General features: G+C 61.2%; 19 protein-coding genes. 6 read left to right on the plus strand and 13 right to left on the minus strand.

What is annotated here, in order from left to right; translation table 11 throughout:
* Nucleotides 1–395 precede the first annotated feature (395 nt).
* Nucleotides 396–737, plus strand: coding sequence for a hypothetical protein (locus tag ATY78_RS22980; RefSeq protein WP_088684613.1), 342 nt, complete (start codon nt 396–398; stop codon nt 735–737).
* Between the two features lie 151 nt (nt 738–888).
* Nucleotides 889–1812, plus strand: a complete 924-nt coding sequence (locus ATY78_RS22985) for a sugar kinase (RefSeq protein WP_088684614.1) — start codon at nt 889–891, stop codon at nt 1810–1812.
* A gap of 129 nt (nt 1813–1941) precedes the next feature.
* Here ATY78_RS22985 and gstI read toward each other — a convergent pair whose 3' ends face one another.
* Nucleotides 1942–2133 carry a glutamine synthetase translation inhibitor GstI gene (gene gstI / locus ATY78_RS22990; RefSeq protein ID WP_088684880.1) on the minus strand — a complete coding sequence of 64 codons (192 nt, stop codon included), beginning with the start codon at nt 2131–2133 and terminating at the stop codon, nt 1942–1944.
* Between the two features lie 432 nt (nt 2134–2565).
* Between gstI and ATY78_RS22995 the strand changes: the two genes are divergently transcribed.
* Both ATY78_RS22995 and ATY78_RS23000 read left to right on the plus strand, forming a co-directional pair.
* Nucleotides 2566–3606 (plus strand): glutamine synthetase beta-grasp domain-containing protein, encoded by a 1041-nt coding sequence (locus ATY78_RS22995; RefSeq protein WP_088684615.1) that lies wholly within the window; start codon nt 2566–2568, stop codon nt 3604–3606.
* 238 nt (nt 3607–3844) lie between these two features.
* Nucleotides 3845–5026 carry a glycosyltransferase family 1 protein gene (locus ATY78_RS23000; protein ID WP_088684616.1) on the plus strand — a complete coding sequence of 394 codons (1182 nt, stop codon included), beginning with the start codon at nt 3845–3847 and terminating at the stop codon, nt 5024–5026.
* A 321-nt stretch (nt 5027–5347) separates the two neighbouring features.
* Here the strand turns inward: ATY78_RS23000 and der are convergent, their stop codons facing one another.
* The 3 genes from der to ATY78_RS23015 all read right to left on the minus strand — a co-directional run bounded on the left by der (nt 5348) and on the right by ATY78_RS23015 (nt 8157).
* Nucleotides 5348–6769 carry a ribosome biogenesis GTPase Der gene (gene der / locus ATY78_RS23005; RefSeq protein WP_088684617.1) on the minus strand — a complete coding sequence of 474 codons (1422 nt, stop codon included), beginning with the start codon at nt 6767–6769 and terminating at the stop codon, nt 5348–5350.
* 15 nt (nt 6770–6784) lie between these two features.
* Nucleotides 6785–7468: a tetratricopeptide repeat protein gene (locus tag ATY78_RS23010; RefSeq protein ID WP_088684618.1), complete on the minus strand. Its 684-nt coding sequence runs from the start codon at nt 7466–7468 to the stop codon at nt 6785–6787.
* Nucleotides 7469–7572: 104 nt separating this feature from the next.
* On the minus strand, nt 7573–8157 hold the full coding sequence (locus tag ATY78_RS23015) for an NnrU family protein (RefSeq protein ID WP_088684619.1): 585 nt from the start codon (nt 8155–8157) through the stop codon (nt 7573–7575).
* A 121-nt stretch (nt 8158–8278) separates the two neighbouring features.
* Between ATY78_RS23015 and ATY78_RS23020 the strand changes: the two genes are divergently transcribed.
* Nucleotides 8279–9268 (plus strand): polysaccharide deacetylase, encoded by a 990-nt coding sequence (locus ATY78_RS23020; protein WP_088684620.1) that lies wholly within the window; start codon nt 8279–8281, stop codon nt 9266–9268.
* A 268-nt stretch (nt 9269–9536) separates the two neighbouring features.
* On the opposite strand, the gene sbmA is transcribed toward ATY78_RS23020, so the two are convergent.
* The 9 genes from sbmA to glpK form a co-directional block, all read right to left on the minus strand.
* Nucleotides 9537–10805: a peptide antibiotic transporter SbmA gene (gene sbmA / locus ATY78_RS23025; protein ID WP_088684621.1), complete on the minus strand. Its 1269-nt coding sequence runs from the start codon at nt 10803–10805 to the stop codon at nt 9537–9539.
* Nucleotides 10806–10926: 121 nt separating this feature from the next.
* On the minus strand, nt 10927–12111 hold the full coding sequence (locus ATY78_RS23030) for a YbfB/YjiJ family MFS transporter (RefSeq protein ID WP_190237517.1): 1185 nt from the start codon (nt 12109–12111) through the stop codon (nt 10927–10929).
* Nucleotides 12112–12520: 409 nt separating this feature from the next.
* On the minus strand, nt 12521–13279 hold the full coding sequence (gene map, locus ATY78_RS23035) for a type I methionyl aminopeptidase (protein ID WP_088684622.1): 759 nt from the start codon (nt 13277–13279) through the stop codon (nt 12521–12523).
* 41 nt (nt 13280–13320) lie between these two features.
* Nucleotides 13321–14382 (minus strand): LLM class flavin-dependent oxidoreductase, encoded by a 1062-nt coding sequence (locus ATY78_RS23040; RefSeq protein WP_088684882.1) that lies wholly within the window; start codon nt 14380–14382, stop codon nt 13321–13323.
* Nucleotides 14383–14783: 401 nt separating this feature from the next.
* A complete protein-coding gene (locus tag ATY78_RS23045; protein ID WP_088684623.1) occupies nt 14784–15074 on the minus strand; it encodes a GIY-YIG nuclease family protein in 291 nt (96 codons plus the stop codon).
* A 188-nt stretch (nt 15075–15262) separates the two neighbouring features.
* A complete protein-coding gene (locus tag ATY78_RS23050) occupies nt 15263–15730 on the minus strand; it encodes an SRPBCC family protein (protein WP_088684624.1) in 468 nt (155 codons plus the stop codon).
* Nucleotides 15731–15819: 89 nt separating this feature from the next.
* Nucleotides 15820–17079 (minus strand): RNA polymerase sigma factor, encoded by a 1260-nt coding sequence (locus ATY78_RS23055; RefSeq protein ID WP_088684625.1) that lies wholly within the window; start codon nt 17077–17079, stop codon nt 15820–15822.
* Nucleotides 17076–17450: a YciI family protein gene (locus ATY78_RS23060; RefSeq protein ID WP_088684626.1), complete on the minus strand. Its 375-nt coding sequence runs from the start codon at nt 17448–17450 to the stop codon at nt 17076–17078. The genes ATY78_RS23055 and ATY78_RS23060 overlap by 4 nt, the downstream gene beginning before the upstream one ends.
* A 116-nt stretch (nt 17451–17566) precedes the next feature.
* Nucleotides 17567–19060, minus strand: coding sequence for a glycerol kinase GlpK (glpK, locus tag ATY78_RS23065; protein WP_088684627.1), 1494 nt, complete (start codon nt 19058–19060; stop codon nt 17567–17569).
* 157 nt (nt 19061–19217) lie between these two features.
* On the opposite strand from glpK, the gene ATY78_RS23070 reads away from it, so the two are divergent.
* Complete coding sequence (locus ATY78_RS23070) at nt 19218–19994, plus strand: 3-hydroxybutyrate dehydrogenase (protein WP_088684628.1); 777 nt, start codon at nt 19218–19220, stop codon at nt 19992–19994.
* The last annotated feature ends 19 nt before the right edge of the window (nt 19995–20013 follow it).

The raw sequence follows: 20013 nt of genomic DNA on the forward strand, positions 1-20013 counted from the left end.
TGGTGCGCGCCAATCTCATGCACCGACGCAGGATCGACCGCCTGTTGCGACCCGCCGGAAATCCACCAGCCAATCCACAACAGATGAGCCTCCAATGGTGACCAAATTTAAACCGGACACCAGTGGCCTTGTGCCGAGGATCTACTGCCCTATCCAACGGAGGCAGATGCTCGGCACAAGGCCGAGCATGACGAAGGAGGGGGTGGCGATTTTTTCGCGGTCTGAAAGTCGCGGGCAGCAGCTTCGCTCTTTCCTGATATCGGCCCCTCCATCTTCCAGAGTGAAGCGTTCCGAAAACAGACTTATTTTGGAATCTAAAATCCCCGATAACAAAGATTTATAAGAGTATATGCTACCCCTATCCTCGCCTACTCATGGGCCAGGGGAACGCATACATGAAATCGAAAGTATTGGGATCTATCGCACTTGCGGCCGCGATCGTCTCTGCCTCCGCCGTATCGTCGCATGCCGAAGATCTGAAGTTCCAGCTCACCAACGGCACCAATTCCGTGCTGACCCGTTTCTACAGCTCGCCGGCGGGCGTCGACAGTTGGGAAGAAGACGTGTTCGGCGAGGATGTTCTCAATCCAGGCGAGACTATGAACATCACCATCGCCGACGGCCGCACCGTCTGCAAATACGATATGCGTTTCGAATTCGACGAAAACTCGAATCTCGACACCACCGAAGACACGCAGGACCTTTGCGAACTCGGCAGCTACACCATCCACGAATAAGCAGCCTTCTCCAAAGCCTGCCTTCGCTTCGTCCGCGAAGGCGGGCTTTTCATTTCGCGTTACATCGGCGCTTGTCACCCCGCCCGCCTCCGCGTATCAGCGGATGGAAGCGTCCTGTTGATCAGCGGCGCTCCGATATCGGGAGGATCAGGTGAGCGGAAGACGGTTTCTATCGATCGGTGAATGCATGGTGGAGCTCTCGCAGACAGGTGACGGCCTGCTGCGCAAAGGCTTCGCCGGCGATACGTTCAACACCGCCTGGTATGCCCGCGCCTGCCTTGGCCCCGACTGGTCGGTCGATTATTTCACGGCTCTCGGCGACGACGCCATGTCGGACGAGATGGCGGCCTTCATTGCAAAGGCGGGGATCGGCACCAGCCTCATCCGCCGCATCAAGGGCAAGACCCCCGGCCTCTATATGATCAACCTGAAGAACGGCGAACGCTCCTTCAGCTACTGGCGCGACAGTTCCGCCGCCCGCAGCCTCGCCGCCGATCCCGACCGGCTGCGCGAGGCGGTGGAAAGCGCCGACCTCGTCTATTTCTCCGGCATCACCCTTGCCATCTTGCCCCAGGAGGATGCCGCGACGCTGCTGGCGGAGGTCCGCCGCGCCAAGGCGGCCGGCAAGCTCGTGGTCTTCGATCCGAACATCCGTCCGCGCCTGTGGTCCAGCTACGATATAATGCATGCGACGATCAGCGAGGGCGCCCGCTCCTCCGTGCTCGTCATGCCGAGCTTCGACGACGAGGCCGCCCATTTCGGCGACGATTCGATCGAGGCGACGATCCAGCGCTATCTCGCGCTCGGCGCCATCCATGTCGTCGTCAAGAACGGCGCGGACGGCGTCAGATTGAATTTTGCTGGCGATGAGACCTTCGTTCCGGCCGAAAAGGTCGAGACGGTGGTCGATACGACAAGCGCCGGCGACAGTTTCAACGGCGCCTTCCTCGCCCACTATCTGGAAACCGGCGATGCACCCGACGCCGCCCGCTTTGCGGCACGCGTCGCAGCCCGTGTCGTCAGTGAACACGGCGCATTGGTCGTCAAGGAAAAGCTTGGTTTGAACGTCGGCTAGAACGCGGTGCGTCCTTTCGGACGCACAAAGCCCGATGCGCTAGACTCGCGCATGACGCCATATTCAAACGCCATGCGGGGGCGCTCCCCGCCTTGTCGGCATTTCCGCCCTCGGGAGCGAAAGTAGAGATCAGGACTTCGTCGGCCGATCGGTCTCGCGAACCGCCTCGTCATGATACCAGCAGCTGTCGAGCGCGGCATCGCAGACATCGGCTGCCTCGCGCTCCATCATCCGGGCGCGTTCGAACCGGCTCACAGCCCGCGGCGGCTTGACGGGAAACTGGTAGATCGTTGCGGATTCACGATGGAAACCGGTGGGCATGAGATCGCCTCCATTCAGCTCTCGCATCAACATTCAGCACCGAAACCATAGCACAATGCACATAGTTTATGCAAATTGCACAAATTATATGCATAACCATGGTTGTGATTGATCGATATGCTGTCTACGTGAGAAGCGTCCGCCTATTTGTTCAACACTTCATCAGTTTAAGCTAACGCCCAAATTTTCATCCGGTTCCAAAGCGGAAAATCTCCTTTCTTCTTGATGAATCAGCCCTCGGCCGCACCATCGGGCCGCTTTCAAAGACAGAAAAACACACACGCCGACCGGCTGATTCGGGATTTTTCCTTAACTGGGCGTCAAACTGGCACGCTACATGCATTAATAGGTGCATCCCCTGGCGGTCGGGTGCGTGCATGCGCCGAGATCGTCTCCGGATTTGCTCACCTTCGTAGCATTGAGAGAGTCACGATGACAAAATTTAAGCTCGAGTATATTTGGCTCGATGGTTACACTCCGGTCCCGAACCTGCGCGGCAAGACGCAGATCAAGGAATTCGACGCATTCCCGACGCTGGAACAGCTTCCGCTCTGGGGCTTTGACGGCTCCTCGACGCAGCAGGCCGAAGGCCGCAGCTCCGATTGCGTGCTGAAGCCCGTCGCCATCTATCCCGATCCGGCCCGCACCAACGGCGCGCTCGTGATGTGCGAAGTCATGATGCCCGATGGCGTCACGCCGCACCCGAGCAACGCCCGCGCCACCATTCTCGACGACGAAGATGCATGGTTCGGCTTCGAGCAGGAATATTTCTTCTATCAGAACGGCCGTCCGCTCGGCTTCCCCGAGCAGGGTTATCCGGCTCCGCAGGGCCCCTACTACACCGGCGTCGGCTATTCGAACGTTGGTGACGTCGCCCGCGAAATCGTCGAAGAGCATCTCGATCTCTGCCTTGCTGCCGGCATCAACCACGAAGGCATCAATGCCGAGGTGGCCAAGGGCCAGTGGGAATTCCAGATTTTCGGCAAGGGCTCCAAGAAGGCCGCCGACCAGATCTGGATGGCGCGCTACCTGCTGCAGCGCCTGACTGAAAAGTACGGCATCGACATCGAGTACCACTGCAAGCCGCTCGGCGACACCGACTGGAACGGTTCGGGCATGCACTGCAACTTCTCGACCAAGTACATGCGCGAAGTCGGCGGCAAGGCCTATTTCGAAGCGCTGATGGCGCAGTTCGAAAAGAACCTGATGGACCACATCAACGTCTACGGCCCCGACAACGACAAGCGCCTGACCGGCAAGCACGAGACGGCTCCGTGGAACAAGTTCTCCTACGGCGTTGCCGACCGTGGCGCTTCGATCCGCGTCCCGCATTCCTTCGTCAAGAACGACTACAAGGGCTATCTGGAAGATCGCCGCCCGAACTCGCAGGGCTGCCCCTACCAGATCGCTTCGCAGGTTCTGAAGACGATCTCGGAAGTTCCGCTCGCCGGTTCCGCTTCCGCTGCCGCCTAACCTCCCAAGCGGCGCCGGTCCCCGACCGGCGCCGTCATTCTTTCTGCTTGAAAACTGCGATCGGCCGCTGACATATTCGCGGCGATCGAGCCGCTAAAAGCCTGAAAACACTGGCAAGCGGCTGTAATATTTCCATCATGGTCATGCCTCAAAATAGGCAAGCGGGAATCGCCGTTCCGGAACCCCGCTTTGGGGTTGAGCGTTGCCATATCACTGCAACGCGGATGGAAATCGTGACATGCTGCAACGTCCGGCAAACACTTACAGCGGCGAGAGCTGGGCCAATGCCGCCTCCGCCGGCAAACTGCCCGAACGGCTGGTAATCGTTACCGACGCCTGGCATCCGCAGGTCAACGGCGTCGTGCGCTCGATCGAAAACACCAATCGCGAGCTGGCGAAGATGGGCGTCGAGGTGTCGATGGTGACGCCCGAGCGCTTCAACAGCATCCCCTGCCCGACCTATCCCGAAATCCGCCTGTCGATCGCCGGCTATCGCCGCATCGCCCGCGAGATCGAAAAGCACAATCCCTCCTACGTGCATATCGCCACCGAAGGCCCGCTCGGGCTGACCGCTCGCCGCTGGTGCCTGAAGAACCGTATGCCGTTTTCGACGAGCTACCACACGCGTTTCCCGGAATATGTCGCGGCGCGCCTGCCGATCCCGAAGAGCTGGCTCTATTCCTTCGTTCGCTGGTTCCACAATGGCGGCGCCGGCTGCATGGTGGCGACGCCGAGCCTTGCGCGCGAACTGTCGGAAAAGGGCATCCGCAATCTCATGCCCTGGAGCCGCGGCATCGACGCCACGCAGTTCCGCCCGATGGCGCTGGAGGAAAAACCCTTCGGCCTGCCGCGCCCGATCTTCATGACCGTCGGCCGCGTGGCGCTCGAAAAGAACCTGCCGGCCTTCCTCGATCTCGATCTGCCGGGCTCGAAGGTCGTCGTCGGCGACGGCCCGGCGCGTGCCGAGCTCGAAAAGCAATATCCCCAAGTCTTCTTCGCCGGCGTGAAGTTCGGCGAGGAACTGGCGCAGGCCTATGCCCAGGCTGACGTCTTCGTCTTTCCCTCGCTCACCGACACTTTCGGCAACACCATCCTCGAAGCGCTGGCATCGGGCGTGCCGGTCGCCGCCTATCCGGTGACCGGCCCCCTCGACATCATCGGCGAAGACAGCGAGGTCGGCGCGCTCGACACGGACCTTCGCGCCGCCTGCCTTGCCGCCCTCTCCGCTTCGCGCGAAAAGGCGCATGCGCTCGCCATGCAATATTCCTGGGAAGCGGCGACGCTGCAGTTCATCAACAACATCCGCGCCGCAAACGGCGTGATCACGCCGAAATGGAAGAAGGCCTGGCAATTCGCCAAGTCGCTTCCAAGAAGCAGAAAGCCCGGCGAAACCGCCGGGCCTGTCCCGTCTGGGGACTGATTGCGCTTGCGAGATTTTCGCGGCTTAGCCGCTGAGATCACGATAAACGTGGCGGTGCTTGGCCCCCCTCTGCCCTGCCGGGCATCTCCCCCACAAGGGTGGAGATCGGCAAGAAGCCATGCCTCGCCCCAATTTTACGATCCACGTGACGGCCAGTTGTTTGGGGAAGCCATCACGTCCAGCCAATCTCCCTCCTTGTGGGGGGTCCGAAGGACGGGTCGAGACCCGTGGCTCGACCCCGGGCCGGGCAGGGCAGAGGGGGGTGGCCACACGACGGCGCAACAATGCCGCGCAAGCCCCCCAACCAGCGCCCCTTAAACCCTACGTCCGCCTCTTCTTGCCTTCGAACGGATTATCCGGCGAGCGGAAATGGATGCGGATCGGCACGCTCGGCATGTCGAAATCGTTGCGCAGCCCGTTGATCAGGTAGCGCGTATAGGATTCCGGCAGCGCGTCCGAGCGGGTGCAGGAGATCATGAAGGCGGGCGGGCGGGCCTTGACCTGCGTCATGTATTTCAGCTTGATCCGGCGGCCGGAAACGGCCGGTGGCGGATGCTGGATCTGCTGTGTCTCCAGCCAGCGGTTGAGCCGCGCCGTCGAGATGCGCTTGTTCCAGACCCTGTCCGTGTCGATGATCGACTGCATCAGCTTGTCGAGGCCCCAGCCGGTCTGGCCGGAGATCGGCACGGCGCGGATGCCGCGCGCCTGCGGCAGCAGCCGGTCGGTCTTTTCGCGCAGATCCGCAAGCACCGCCTGCCGGTCTTCGATCATATCCCACTTGTTGAAGGCAAGAACGGCCGCGCGGCCCTCGCGCAGCACCAGGTCGACGATCTGCAGGTCCTGCTTCTCGAAAGGGATCGTCGCGTCGAAGACGATCACGACGGTTTCGGCGAAGCGGATGGCGCGCAGCGCATCGGCGACGGAAAGCTTCTCCAGCTTCTCTGTCACCCGCGCCTTGCGGCGCATGCCCGCCGTATCGAACATCTTGATGGTGCGGCCGCGCCAATCCCATTCGACCGAGATGGAATCGCGGGTGATGCCCGCCTCCGGCCCGGTCAGCAGCCGGTCCTCGCCGAGGAAACGGTTGATCAGCGTCGACTTACCGGCATTAGGACGCCCGACGATCGCCACTCGGAGCGGCTTGGTCTCGTCATAGGCGGGCTCTTCATCCTCGTCCTCACCCTCACCAGCCGTATCGGAAACGTCGACGTCGGTGACGGCAACATCCTCCTTCGCATAGGCCCGGTCCTTGCCGATCGCCTCGACGATCGCGTCGCGCAGATCGAGCATGCCCTGCCCGTGCTCGGCCGAGATCGGCGTCGGCTCGCCGAGGCCGAGCGTATAGGCGTCGTAGAAGCCGCTGTCGGAGCCGCGCGCTTCGGATTTGTTGGCGACGAGCACCACCGGCTTGCCGCGCCGGCGCAGCATTTCGGCAAGCGCGGTGTCGACAGGCGTCAGGCCGTTCTTGGCATCGACGACGAAGAGCGAAAGATCGGCCTCGTCGATCGCTGCTTCCGTCTGGGCGCGCATGCGGCCCTGCAGGCTTTCTTCATCGGCCTCTTCGAGACCGGCCGTGTCGATGATCGTGAAGGTCAGACCCATCAGCCGCGCATCGCCCGGCCGGCGGTCACGCGTCACCCCAGGCGTATCGTCGACCAGCGCCAGCTTCTTCCCGACAAGGCGGTTGAAAAGCGTCGACTTGCCGACATTCGGACGACCGACGATCGCGACCGTGAAACTCATTCTATTTCCTTAAGCTTAACCCTGCGCGGCGGGCGCCTTGCCGGATGCGGTAATGAGATCAAGCATCATATGGGCGCGATTGGCAACATTGCGCGGGCTGTCGGCGTCATCGGCGATCGACTGGAACCACTGGCGCGCCTGCGCCATGTTGCCGGCCTTATAGGCGGCAAGGCCGAGCGCTTCACGCGCCGAATGGCGGAAGGCGTTGCCCGGCACGGCCATTTCCTCGATCGCCGCCGAAACCTGCTCGTAGGAGCCGTTTTCGATCAACAGCCAGCCGGCACGCATCTTGGCGGCATCGCGCACGGCGGCGGGAACGCCCTTGTCCTTGCCGATCTCGTTGAAGGCGGCAATCGCGGCGGCAGCATCGCCCTTGTGCGCCTGGACGGTCGCGGCCCGCATGCGCGCCAGCACCGGATAGGCGCCATGGCCTTCCTTCTCCAGCTTGTCGAGCGCGGCCAGCGCCTCGTCGTTCTTGTTCTCGTCGGCAAGCTTCATCGCCGCCAGGAACTGATCACCGGCGCCGGAAGAGCGGTTGTCGTCCCAATATTCATAGAGAACCTTGCCGGCGGTGCCGACGACGATCAGGATGGCGACGACGATGATATAGCGGCCGAAGCGGCGCCATGCGCCCTTCATCTGGTCGGACCGCAGTTCTTCATTGACTTCACGGATGAAGCTGTCGTCGTTGAATGCCATTCTCGTCTCCGGCCGCGGAAATACCCAAACACTATGCAGAATGCATATTTGTCGGGCCTTCTACCCCATTTTGCAGCCGTTGTAAGGGGGATGTGAAAGATTCACTACATAACGAGCGGGGAAACTCCGATCAACCATTCGTGCAGCTTCCAGATGATCAGCGCCCAGGCGACGATGCCGATGACGACGGCATAGAGATCGTATTTCGCCGAGACGAATGGCCGGAGCGTGATCTCGCCCGCCCGCTGCCGCCGTTTGAGCGAAATGCGCACGATCACGCCCCAGGCGAGGAAGGCAGCAAACAGCAGCACCGACGACATCTCGCCATTGGCAAGCAGATGCGCCAGCGCCCAGATCTTCACCGACAGCACCATCGGATGTTTCGTCTTCGTCGCGATATGCCCCGCCGGCAGCAGCGAGGCGACGAGACAGATCATCGCGATCAGCATCAGCGTGATCGCGATATGCGCCGTCCAGACCGGCGGATTGTAGAGCATGCCGGTCACGGCTCGCGCCTGCCCGAAACCGTAGATCAACAGGATCAGCGTGAGGATGCTCGCGACCGAATAGCCGGCCCGCCAGCCATTGTCGCCGAGGCGCGCGATCATCGAGCGGCGGAAGCCCGGAGCCACCACCCGCACCAGATGCACCCCGAGAAAAAGTATGATTCCGACGATAAGCAGTGCCATTGCGCATCCCTTCCGTGCCGTTTGTCATGACTTAGAGCCTAGCGGGAAAAAATGCCAGCAAGACCGCAGCTTCGCCGCAATTCTATTGGAGGGAAACCGCGAACAAATTGTCGCGGTGCCCATGTCTCGTCTTCTCCTCGCCACTTGTCTGGCTGCCTCGTTCGTTTTTCCTGTCATGGCAGAGGCGGACGACCGGCCGAAACAGCTCGTCATCATTTCCTTCGACGGCGCCCACGACAATGCGCTCTGGCTGAAGAGCCGCGAGATGGCCGCCAAGAATGGCGCCCACTTCACCTATTTCCTCTCCTGCACCTTCCTGATGAACGAGGCGACGAAAAAGGCCTACCAGGCGCCGCACCAGAAACGCGGAAAATCCAATGTCGGCTTCGCCCAGAGCGACGACGAGATCCGCGAGCGCCTCGGCAATATCTGGCATGCCCATCTCGAAGGCCACGACATATCGAGCCATGCCTGCGGCCATTTCGACGGCCGCCAATGGAGCGAGGCCGACTGGTCGGCCGAATATGCGACCTTTCACGCGACGTTGAAAAACGCCTGGAAAAGCGTCGGCCTCGAAGAACCCACCGGCTGGCAGGATCTGGTCGATCACGGCATCAAGGGCTTTCGCGCTCCCTATCTCTCCGCCACGGCAGGCGCCGATATGATCACCGCCGAAAAGAAGGCGGGCTTCACCTATGATGCGAGCCTCGTCACCAAAGGCCCGGCCATGCCCGTCGAGGAAGACGGCATCATCCGCTTCGGCTTGCCGCTGATCCCGGAAGGCCCGAACGAAAAGCCGATCATCGGCATGGACTACAACCTCTTCGTCCGCCATTCCAAGGGTGAGGAGGACAGCGCGGATTCGAAGGAATTCGAAGACCGCGCCTACGCCGCCTTCTCCCAGGCCTTCGGCCGCCAGTACAACGGCAACCGCATCCCCCTCCAGCTCGGCTTCCACTTCGTCGAAATGAACGGCGGCGCCTACTGGCGCGCGCTGAACCGCCTTGTCAGCGACGTCTGCCACCGGGCGGATGTGGCTTGCGTGAGCTATTCCGAGGCGATCCCGATGATCGAGGCACGCGGAAAATTGCAGCAGACGTCGGGGCTCTGACGAAAACGTTTTGAGAACGAGAGATGGTGCCGTGTGGCCCCCTCATCCGACCCTTCGGGCCACCTTCTCCCCGCTGGGGAGAAGAGGGAATCGCGAAGTCGGCGAACATGTTCTCAAGCGATGGATATACGCGAGGCGCTGCCACGAGTCCCTTCCCCCAGCGGGGGTCCGAAGGACGGGTGAGACCCGTGGCTCACCCAGGTCGGTGCCGGCAGGCGGATGAGGGGCCACACGGCACACACCCCGTTCATCCACCCACGCTTACCCATCAACCATCCACATGCACTACGCCCGCTTCCCGATCCAGATAGCGCTGGTCGATATCCGGCAGCGGTTCGTTATCGATGGCCGCCTCGAAGGCCCTGAGACGCTTGTGGATGGACAGAAGCTCGATGATCGTCGTCCAGGAATTGACGAGATACTGGAACGAGTTACTAACCTGTCCGAATGCAGTCAGAATCTGCTGATAAATGCCGAAGGTTATAGTGCCTGCTACGATTGTCGGGACCAGCATGAATGTGACGAAAAGCGCATCCGCTTGGATATAGAAATATCGAGCCACATTGAAGTACAGGTAGTGAAAATACAGCCTGAAGTAGTTTCGACGCACATTTCCAAATAGATCTCTCACAACGGAAGGAGATGCGCGCTCTTCATGATCCTCGCCATAAACAAGCTCTTTTCGATAGGCTGCTTCAACTCGCTGGTTCTTGAAATTTAGCCCGGGAAGTTTGATACCCGCGACCGCAAGAAGCACGGTTCCGAAGATGGACCAGAAAAGAGCCAGCCAGAACAAGCTGTCCGATACCTCTCCAATAACCGGCAGTTCCTTCACATAGCTTGATAGCGATAGAAGAATTGGAAGGAAGACGATCAGGGTCATCACGGAGTTGATCAAACTCACACCCAGACCTTCCAGGATATTCGCAAATCGCATCGTATCTTCTTGCACACGCTGAGACGCGCCCTCGATGTGCCGAAGCTTTTTCCATTGCGACATATAGAAGTCGTTCATAGCCGTTCGCCAACGAAAGACGTAATGGCTGGTGAAGAAGTCCGCGAGAATGGACACGAACATGCTTAGAAAGGCAATTTGCGCAAATATCAGCATGAGACTGTAGAAGTTCCATACTGTTATGCCCCCTGACTTATCGAGAGCATTTTGAAGCGTATCGCCGAAAGGACGACGCCAGTTGTTAATCGCCACCGAGATCTGAACGCCAAAATAGGTCGTCAGGATGATTAATGCGGAACCCCAGACCGACCAAATTTTCCAGGGATGGCTCGCCGCGATGACATGCCACGCACCACAGAAGAGCGCAACGCATATTAGGAAAAACGCATAAAAGAAAAGATTATCGGGAAGGAGAAAGAAGTCCAGACCGATTGGCGGTTGCTGGTCTGGGCCAAGGGGGCCGTAGCCAAATGACACTCCAATACGTTCGCCAACGGTGTACCACAAGGCGATACATACGAGCGTCCATACTGCAAGTGAAGTGAAGAAAAGTTTCGGCTTAGGGAAGAAGGAATGAAACACTAGGGAGCGCTTTCCTGGACTGGAATTTCGGGAGTATCAGCAGATGTTTGTTGCCCGGAAACTAAGGCAGTTCGAAGGAAGCAGCAATGGGTTTGGCCGATTGTTACGCAGATGTAACCGGTTAGGCGATTTTCCTGATGACCGGCATCACGAGCGCCGCGCAGACGAGAAGGGCGGCGGCGGCGATCACCGTCGGCACAGTGAAACTGCCTGAGCGTTCGGCGATCCAGCCGGCAACGACCGGTCCGACGATCTGGCCGGCGCCGAAGGCGGCCGTCATCATCGCCAGGATGCGCCGCGGGCTCTCGGGCGCAAGCTTGCGCCCGATCTGCAGCCCGTAAGCGGTGATCGCCAGAAACGTCGCCCCGAACAGCGCGCCGCCGATCAGCGGCGCGACAGACGGCGGCAGCGCCACCGTCGCAAGCACTCCGGCAGCCTCGACCAGAAGGGCGGCGATATAGACGCCGCCAAGCCCGAGCGGCCGCACCAGCGGCTTCCAGGCAAAGAGCGCCACCGCCGCCGTCACTCCGGCGATGAACCAGCAGAGGAACTCGACGAAAGCCCCCGTTGCCGACAGGCGCGCGATGGTAACGAGGAAGGTTGCCGTGATGACATAGCCGAAACCGAACAGACCGTAGGACAGCGTCACCAGCACCATCGGCCGGCTCCAGACGAGCGCCGGCTCCTTGCCCCGGCTTGCCGATCGCGCCGGCTCCAAGGGCAGGAGCCGCCAGACGATGACGAGACTTGCCGCGCAGTAGAGCGCCCCGCCGATCCAGTCGGCGCGCCAGCCGTCCGGCCCGTCGTGAAAACCGAGACCGATCAGAAGCACCATGACGGAGGAAAGCGCGATCCCCGCCCCCGGCCCGCCGAAATGCGCCGCCTGCACATGGTCGTTGCCGGCGGCAGCGCCGTGACTGAGCACGATCGACGAGGTGAAGACCATCGCAAAGGCGCTGGCGAGGCCGGCAAGGAAGCGGATGACGGCAAAGACCGCAACGGAGTTGGTGGCCGCCATGGCCGCGAGCAGGATTGCGGTAGCAAACAGCGCCAGCAGCGCCACCAGCCGCTCCCGCCCCGCCGCCCAGCCATAGGCCGCCAGCACGGCGCCGACGAGATAACCGACGAAATTCGCCGAAGCGATGAAGCCGGCATCCGCCGCCGAAAGCGGCACGCCGCTCATCATGCCGGGCAGGATCGGCGTGTAGGAGAAGCGCCCGAAACCCATCGCCGCCGCCATGGCGACGGCGCCGGCGGCAGCGGTGGCAACGAGGTTCGGCGCGGAGCGAGGCGGACGGGAAAGCATGCTGCGCTTATCGCGCCGCAGCACGATCGCCACAAACGAGTATTTCTGATCGATCGATCAATTCTGCGAAAGACCCGGCTTTGCCGCCGCTTTTGAACCGCGATGTATCTAGGACGCAGGTCAAAAACACGGGTGAAGAGGAAAGCTGGCCGCCAAGCTCAGTGAGTTGACGAGCGCGCTAACGTTGCCTCCGTCATTCCTGTGCCTGTCACAGGAATCCAGGGCGCCCAAGTCCTTGGGCGCAAGAGACTCTTCCCTTAAGGTATTGATTCATTCACCGCGCAGACGCGTGGTGGCTGGATTCCTGTGACAGGCACAGGAATGAGGGAGGATAACTGAGCACTTCCCACGAAGCGTTCTGCGGATGCAAATCTCAAAGGGTGAGCCTCTCCCAACATGGAATCCAGCCCTACACCTGCACATCCGGCAGCGTCAAAATCACCGGCCCATTCCGCGTCGCAACCACGGTATGCTCGAATTGCACGGTCGGCGCCTTCGGATCCGCATAGAGCGTCCAGGCATCGTCGCCGCCCTCGGCCCACGTCGCGCCGAGCGACAGGAAGGGTTCGACGGTGAAGACGAGGCCATCCGTCATGATGCGTTTTTCCGAAGGGTCCGGCCAGGTCGAGAGTTCGGCCGGCTCCTCATGCAGCGAGCGGCCGACGCCGTGGCTCGCGAGGTTTGCGACCAGCGTATAGCGGTTCTTCTGCGCGAAGGCGCCGACGGCAGTGCCGATCTTTGCCAGTGGTTCGCCCGATTTCACCTGGTTGAGCCCGACCCAGAGCGCCCGCTTGCCGTCGCGGCAGAGCCGTTCGATCTTCGGCTTGACCGGCGGCACCCCGAAGGAAGCGCCGGTATCGGCGAAGAAGCCGTCCTTTTCGGCCGAGACGTCGATATTGATGAGATCGCCGGCGCGGATGACGCGCGGGCCGGGAATGCCGTGGGCAATTTCCTCGTTGATGCTGATGCAGGTCGCGCCCGGAAACTGGTAGCAGAACTCCGGCGCCGAGCGCGCGCCCGCATCTTCGAGCACCTTGCGGCCGATCTGGTCGAGCTCCAGCGTCGTCATGCCAGGCTCCATCGCCGCCGCCATCACCTGGATGGCATTGGCGCAGATGCGGCCGATCTCCTTGAGCTTCACCAGTTCGTCGTCGTTTGCGATAACCATTCGTCTCTTCCGCCCATGGCCACAGGGCGGCCGCGGCCGCCTCAGGCTGAGGCTTTCACCCCTTCGCCCTTTTCAGTCAACGCCTTTCTGACGATCGGCGCCACTTTCGTGCCGTAGAGCTCGATGCCGCGCATGATCTGATCATGCGGCATCAGGCCGATCGCCATCTGCAGCAGGAAGCGATCATTCTTGAACAGCGCGTGATGGGCGACGATCTTTTCGGCCACCGTCTCGGGATCGCCGACGAAGAGCGCGCCGTTCGGCCCACGCGACATGTCGAAATGCGCCCGGCTGGTCGGTCCCCAGCCACGCTCGCGGCCGATGCGGTTCATCACTTCGGCCTGCGGCCCGTAGAACTGTTCGGCCGCCGCTTGCGTCGTGTCAGCGATGAAGCCGTGGACGTTGATGCTGGTCTTCAGCTTCGCCTGGTCCTGCCCTGCCCGGCGCGCCGCCTCGCGATAGAGATCGAAGAGCGGCGCGAAACGGCGGGGCTCGCCGCCGATGATGGCAAGCGCCACCGGCAGGCCAAGGGCGCCGGCGCGCGCCAACGACTGCGGCGTGCCGCCGACGGCGACCCAGAGCGGCAGCTGATCCTGCAGCGGCCGGGGATAGACGCCGCGCCCCTTGATCGGCGCGCGCAGCTCGCCCTTCCACTCCACGACCTCACTATCGCGCAACGCCAGCAGCAGATCGAGCTTCTCCTCGAAAAGCTGATCGTAATCTTCGAGGTTATAGCCGAACAGCGGGAAGGACTCGATGAAGGAGCCGCGCCCCGCCATGATTTCGGCCCGGCCATTGGAAATCAGGTCGAGTGTCGAAAACTGCTGAAAGACCCGCACCGGATCATCGGAAGAGAGCACGGTAACGGCGCTCGTCAGCCGGATGTTTTTCGTTTTCACGGCCGCCGCCGCCAACGCCACCGCGGGAGCGGACGCCGCATAATCCGGCCGGTGATGTTCTCCGAGCCCGAAGACATCGAGCCCCACCTGATCGGCAAGCTCGATCTCCTCGATCAGATGCTTCAGCCGCTCGGCCCCCTCCGCTCCCTTGCTGCGGGAGGGATTGGGATTGACGTCCGCAAAGGTATAAAGCCCCAGTTCCATTGTCGGCATCCCGTTGAATTCCACCCGGAGATAAGGATCGCCAAAAGGGAACGCAAATACAAACTCTGGAACGGAATGTTCGAGAATCTTGATGGCGGCGGGATGCCTTGGGGCGATGGGCGTCTTCAGCCACATCTAATCGAGCGAACATCCTACGACGGCAAAGAGTCTCTGCGCCATAGACATGGCGCTGCTGGATTCCTGTGACAGGCACAGGAATGAGGGAGCAAGTGGTGTGCACCTCGCCACCCATATCCCGTATCATTCAGAGCGCTCTTGTCAGATGCTGAACTGCGTAAACAGTTGTTGTTGAACTCCGCGAATGCCAAGAACTCCCTCATTCCTGTGCTCGTCACAGGAATCCAGCAGTCGCGCGTCCGCGCGACGAAGGACTCATCTCACTACAGACCAAGAAGGTGAAACGAAATATCCTCCCACTCAGGATTCTCCCGCTCGATCAGATTGAGCTTCCACTGCCGCGGCCATTTCTTGATCGTCTTCTCACGCGTGATCGCAGTCGTCAGCAAATCATACTCCTCGAACCAAACCAAAGTCTTGACCCCGTATTTCGACGTAAACCCCGGCGTCAGTTCGTTCTGATGCTCGTATAATCGACCTGCAAGGTCACGCGTCACGCCGGTATAGAGCGTGCCGTTGCGTGCGGATGCGAGGATGTAGACGTACCCTTTCATGCCGACAGATTGGCATAGAGTAGCGTGAAAAGCACAGGACAAAATTCAGCGCAAACGGCGCACCCCAATCACCAATTCGAATCCGAATTCAACGACTTCGAAGCCTCAGCGGAATCATCCTCAAAACCGCCTCGCGCCACACTTGAAGCATAGGGACGGCACAGCCCTCGCAATGCCGTCCCTGCCGCTCACATCCTCGCCAGCAGTTCCGCCAGCTGATCCGCCGCCTTGCCCCATCCCTCATGGAAGCCCATCTTCTCATGCGCTTCCTTATCCTCGGCGCGCCAGTGCAGCGCCTTCGCCGTATATTTCGTCCTGCCGTTGCCGAGTTCTTCGAGCAGGATGATGCCCGTAAAGAACGGTTTTTCGGCAGGCACCCAGGCGCTGCTATAGGCATCGGTGAAGACGATCTTTTCGTTCTCGACGATCTCGAGGTAGACCCCGCGGTTCGGGTACCGGTTGCCCTCGGGATCGGCCATGACGATGACGTTTGAGCCGCCGGGGCGGACGTCGAGCGTCGCTTCCGCCACGCTCCAGGGGCGCGGCACGAACCACTCTTTCAAGAGGTCGGGATCGGTCCAAGCCTTGTAGATCTTCTCGCGCGGGGCGTCGAATTCGCGAACGAGGACGAGTTCATGCTGCGTGCTGGCGGTCATTTCTACATCTCTCCGTTTGAATGAAACCTGTTTCGTATCAGGTTGTTACAAGGACGTATCGACGTTCGGCGTTCCGACAGCAGACAAAATTATTTTGCGACCGGCTGTGCGGCCTCTTCCTGCATCTTGTCGATCTGCCGGCGGATATGGGCTGCCTCCGCCGCCGAATGGGCGAGCGCAATGGCGCGATCGAAGGCCTCGCGCGCCTGGCCGTTGCGGCCGAGCTGCTTCAATAGATTGCCGCGCAGGCCGTGATAATAGAAATAGCCGTCGAGCTTCTCGCCGAGCGGATCGACGAGATCGAGCGCATCCTGCGGCCCCTGCAATTTCGAAATCACCACCGCCCGATTGAGCGTGACGACGGGCGACGGCTGGATGCGCTCCAATGCGCGGTAGAGCAGATCGATCTCGACCCAGTCGGTATCTTCAGCCCGTTTTGCCCGGGAATGGACCGCGGCGATGGCCGCCTGTATCTGATAGGGGCCGGGCCGGCGGTGACGCAGCGCCTTGTCGAGCAGCGCCAGGGCCTCGTTGATAAAGGGCTGGTTCCAGAGCGAGCGGTCCTGATCCTCGAGCAGCACGATCTCGCCCTCGGCGCTGAAGCGCGCCGGCCGGCGCGAGATCTGCAGAAGCATCAGCGCAAGCAGCCCCATCAGTTCCGGCTCGGACGCAAACATATGCAGCATCAGCCGCGCCAGCCGTATCGCCTCGTCGCTGAAGGCCACCGCCTCATGCTTTGGATCGGCCTGGCTGTAGCCCTCGTTGAAGATCAGATAGATCATCGTGCTGACGATCGAAAGCCGCTCCGCCCTCTCCTCGGGGCTCGGCGTTTCGAAAGGCACACCCGCCTTGGCGACGCGCGCCTTGGCGCGGGTGATGCGCTGCTCCATGGCGCTTTCGGACACCAGGAAGGCGCGGGCGATCTGCGTCACCGAAAGGCCGGAAACGATGCGCAGCGCCAGCGCGATCTGCTGGGTCGCCGGCAGATCGGGATGGCAGCAGATGAAGAGAAGCCGCAGGATATCGTCGCGATAGTTGGAATCGTCGAGCCGCTCGACGATATCGCTTTCGGCGTCCTCGGTATCGGAAATCGTCTCCTCGTCCGGCAGGGCCTGCAGCTTCGAGCGCTTGCGCACGGCATCGATGCCGCTGTTGCGCCCGACGAAGATCAGCCAGGCCGTCGGATCGCGCGGCGGGCCTTTCTCCGGCCAGGTCCGGATCGCCCTCAGGCATGCCTCCTGGAACGCCTCTTCCGCGGTGTCGAGATCGCGGAAATAGCGCAGCAGCGCGCCGAGCGCCTTGGGGCGGGCAGAGGCAAGCGCGAGGTCGATCCAGGCAATGTCGGTCATGATGCAGCATCTCCCGGCCTGAACACGTAGAAAGGCCGAATTTCGTAAGAGGTGGAGCCGGGATTGACCGCCGATAGCTGTTTCGAGAAGGCGACAGCCTCCTCCAGCGTCTCGAAGTCGACCACGTAAAAGCCGAGAAGCGCCTCTTTCGTTTCCGCGAAAGGCCCGTCGATGACGAGAGCCTCGTCCTTGCCCTTGCGCACGGTGGTCGCGGCCGTCGTCGGCATCAGCCGGCCGACGGGCCCGAGCTTGCCGGCTTTGGCCAGCGGCTCCTGCACGGCGTAAAGCTTCTCCATGACGGCAGCCTCTTCCTCCTTGCTCCAGGCGAAGACGGTTTCCTCATGGGCGTAACAAAGGATTGCATAAAGCATCGGTCACTCCTCTTTCCGAATGACGAAGGAGTAACCGCTTACCCGACAGGCCGCATTAAAAAATTATAGACGGGCGGCCGTACACGTTCAGCTCAAAACTTGCCGTGGCGCTGCCCTCACCCCTCGCTCAGCGTCCGCTTGACCGCATTCTTCCAGCCCTTGAGCTTTGCCGTCCGCACCTTCTCGTCCATGTCGGGTTCGAAGCGCCTATCCCGTTTCCATGTCGCCGAAAAGCCGTCCCTGTCAGGCCACACCCCTGCCCGGCTGCCGGCGAGCCAGGCTGCCCCCAGCGCCGTCGTCTCCAGGATCACCGGGCGGTCGACCGGGGCATCGAGCAGGTCGGCGAGGCGCTGCATCGTCCAGTCGGAGGCGACCATACCGCCATCGACGCGCAGCACCGTATCCTCGGCGCCGTTCTTCCAGTCTTTCTGCATGGCGTCGAGCAGATCGCGGGTCTGGTAGCAGACGGCTTCGAGCGCAGCACGGGAAAGCTCCGCCGGGCCGCTGTTGCGCGTCAGCCCGAAGATCGCGCCCCGCGCCTTGGCATCCCAATAGGGCGCGCCGAGGCCGGTGAAGGCGGGTACGAGATAGATCTCCTGTGTCGCATCGGCCTTTTCGGCAAGCGAATTGGTCTCGGCGGCGCTGCCGATAATGCCGAGCCCGTCGCGCAGCCACTGCACGGCCGCACCTGCGATGAAGATAGACCCTTCCAGCGCATAGGTCGTCTCGCCGTTCAGGCGGTAGGCGATGGTGGTCAGCAGCCGGTTTTTCGATCGCACCATGTCGGCGCCGGTATTGAGCAGCGCGAAACAGCCGGTGCCGTAGGTCGATTTCAGCATGCCGGGCGCAAAGCAGGCTTGGCCGATGGTCGCCGCCTGCTGGTCGCCGGCAACACCGAGGATCGGGATGGCAGCGCCGAAGATATCAGGGTCGACCGTGCCGAAATCTGCGGCGCAATCCTTGACCTCGGGCAGCATGGCCGCCGGCACCCTCAGAATGTCGAGCAGATCCTCGTCCCAGGCGTTTTCGGCGATGTTGTACATCAGCGTGCGCGAGGCATTGGTGGCATCGGTGACGAAGCTCTTGCCGCCGGTCAGCCGCCAGATCAGGAAAGTATCGATCGTGCCGAAGCAGAGATCGCCCCTCGCCGCACGTGCCCGCGCACCCTTCACATTGGCGAGCATCCAGGAGAGCTTGGTTCCCGAGAAATAGGGATCGAGGATGAGGCCGGTCTTCTTGGTGAAAACCCGCTCCAGATCCTGCCGCTTGAGATTGTCGCAATAGCTTGCCGTGCGCCGGTCCTGCCAGACGATGGCGTTCTGGATCGGCCGCCCCGTCTCGCGCTCCCAGACGACCACCGTCTCGCGCTGGTTGGTGATGCCGAGCGCGGCGATATCCTTCGCCGTCACCTTGGCTTCGCGCAGCGCCATCTTGACGGTGGAGACGACCGAGTCCCAGATCTCCTCGGGATTGTGCTCGACCCAGCCGGAGCGCGGATAGATCTGGGTGAATTCCTTCTGGCCCTTGCCGACGACCTGCATGTCGCCATCAAAAACGATCGCCCGCGTCGACGTCGTTCCCTGATCGATCGCCAGAACATATCCGCTCATGAAGTTCCTCCCAAGCACGTTGATTATCGTGACAAATCAATAGGACACGGATGCGGGCGAGAAAAGCGAATAAAGCGGAATTGCCAGCCTGCCGGCTTTGGGCATAACCTCGCCCGAAACGTTGCAACGCAGCATCGCGATGTCAGGAGAAAACAGCATGAGCAGATCAGTCGTCGTCACCGGCTCCACCAGCGGCATCGGCCTTGCGATCGCCACCGCCTTTGCCGAAACCGGCGACAACGTCGTCATCAACGGCTTCGGAAATGCCGATGAAATCAAGGCGATCGTCGCGCGGCTTGAATCGGTATCGAAAGGCCGGGCGATCTACCATTCGGCAGACATGACCAAGCCCGCCGAGATCGCCGACCTGATCGAAACCGCCGCAAAGACTTTCGGCAGCGTCGATGTGCTGGTCAACAATGCCGGCATTCAGCATGTCGAGAAGATCGAGGATTTCCCGATCGAGAAGTGGGACCAGATCATCGCCATCAATCTGTCGAGCTCCTTTCACACCATGCGCGCGGCTATCCCGCTGATGAAGGCCAGGAAGCATGGCCGCATCATCAACATCGCCTCGGCCCACGGGCTCGTCGCCTCTCCTTTCAAATCCGCCTATGTGGCGGCGAAACATGGTATATTAGGCCTGACGAAGACAGCGGCGCTGGAACTTGCCGAATTCGGCGTGACGGTCAACGCCATCTGCCCCGGCTATGTGCTGACGCCGCTCGTCGAAAAGCAGATACCCGATACCGCCAAAGCCCGCGGCATGACCGAGGAGCAGGTGAAGAGCGAGGTCATCCTCAAGGCGCAGCCGACGCGTGAATTCGTCAAGGCCGAGGAGATCGGCGCGCTGTCGCTCTATCTCGCAAGCGACGCCGCCCGCCAGGTGACGGGAACGCATATCTCGATTGACGGTGGCTGGACGGCAGCTTAACCATTTGGAAAAAACAACC

Origin of the sequence: Rhizobium sp. R635, from assembly GCF_002211285.1 — a bacterium.
In the GTDB taxonomy this organism is placed as follows: Bacteria; Pseudomonadota; Alphaproteobacteria; order Rhizobiales; family Rhizobiaceae; genus Rhizobium.

Bases quoted from the DNA above. Each gene is read 5' to 3' on its own strand.
- ATY78_RS22980 (WP_088684613.1), top strand. From the start codon at position 396: ATGAAATCGAAAGTATTGGGATCTATCGCACTTGCGGCCGCGATCGTC.
- gstI (WP_088684880.1), bottom strand. From the start codon at position 2,133: ATGCCCACCGGTTTCCATCGTGAATCCGCAACGATCTACCAGTTTCCC.
- ATY78_RS22995 (WP_088684615.1), top strand. From the start codon at position 2,566: ATGACAAAATTTAAGCTCGAGTATATTTGGCTCGATGGTTACACTCCG.
- ATY78_RS23000 (WP_088684616.1), top strand. From the start codon at position 3,845: ATGCTGCAACGTCCGGCAAACACTTACAGCGGCGAGAGCTGGGCCAAT.
- der (WP_088684617.1), bottom strand. From the start codon at position 6,769: ATGAGTTTCACGGTCGCGATCGTCGGTCGTCCGAATGTCGGCAAGTCG.
- ATY78_RS23010 (WP_088684618.1), bottom strand. From the start codon at position 7,468: ATGGCATTCAACGACGACAGCTTCATCCGTGAAGTCAATGAAGAACTG.
- ATY78_RS23015 (WP_088684619.1), bottom strand. From the start codon at position 8,157: ATGGCACTGCTTATCGTCGGAATCATACTTTTTCTCGGGGTGCATCTG.
- ATY78_RS23020 (WP_088684620.1), top strand. From the start codon at position 8,279: ATGTCTCGTCTTCTCCTCGCCACTTGTCTGGCTGCCTCGTTCGTTTTT.
- ATY78_RS23030 (WP_190237517.1), bottom strand. From the start codon at position 12,111: ATGCTTTCCCGTCCGCCTCGCTCCGCGCCGAACCTCGTTGCCACCGCT.
- map (WP_088684622.1), bottom strand. From the start codon at position 13,279: ATGGTTATCGCAAACGACGACGAACTGGTGAAGCTCAAGGAGATCGGC.
- ATY78_RS23040 (WP_088684882.1), bottom strand. From the start codon at position 14,382: ATGGAACTGGGGCTTTATACCTTTGCGGACGTCAATCCCAATCCCTCC.
- ATY78_RS23045 (WP_088684623.1), bottom strand. From the start codon at position 15,074: ATGAAAGGGTACGTCTACATCCTCGCATCCGCACGCAACGGCACGCTC.
- ATY78_RS23050 (WP_088684624.1), bottom strand. From the start codon at position 15,730: ATGACCGCCAGCACGCAGCATGAACTCGTCCTCGTTCGCGAATTCGAC.
- ATY78_RS23055 (WP_088684625.1), bottom strand. From the start codon at position 17,079: ATGACCGACATTGCCTGGATCGACCTCGCGCTTGCCTCTGCCCGCCCC.
- ATY78_RS23060 (WP_088684626.1), bottom strand. From the start codon at position 17,450: ATGCTTTATGCAATCCTTTGTTACGCCCATGAGGAAACCGTCTTCGCC.
- glpK (WP_088684627.1), bottom strand. From the start codon at position 19,060: ATGAGCGGATATGTTCTGGCGATCGATCAGGGAACGACGTCGACGCGG.
- ATY78_RS23070 (WP_088684628.1), top strand. From the start codon at position 19,218: ATGAGCAGATCAGTCGTCGTCACCGGCTCCACCAGCGGCATCGGCCTT.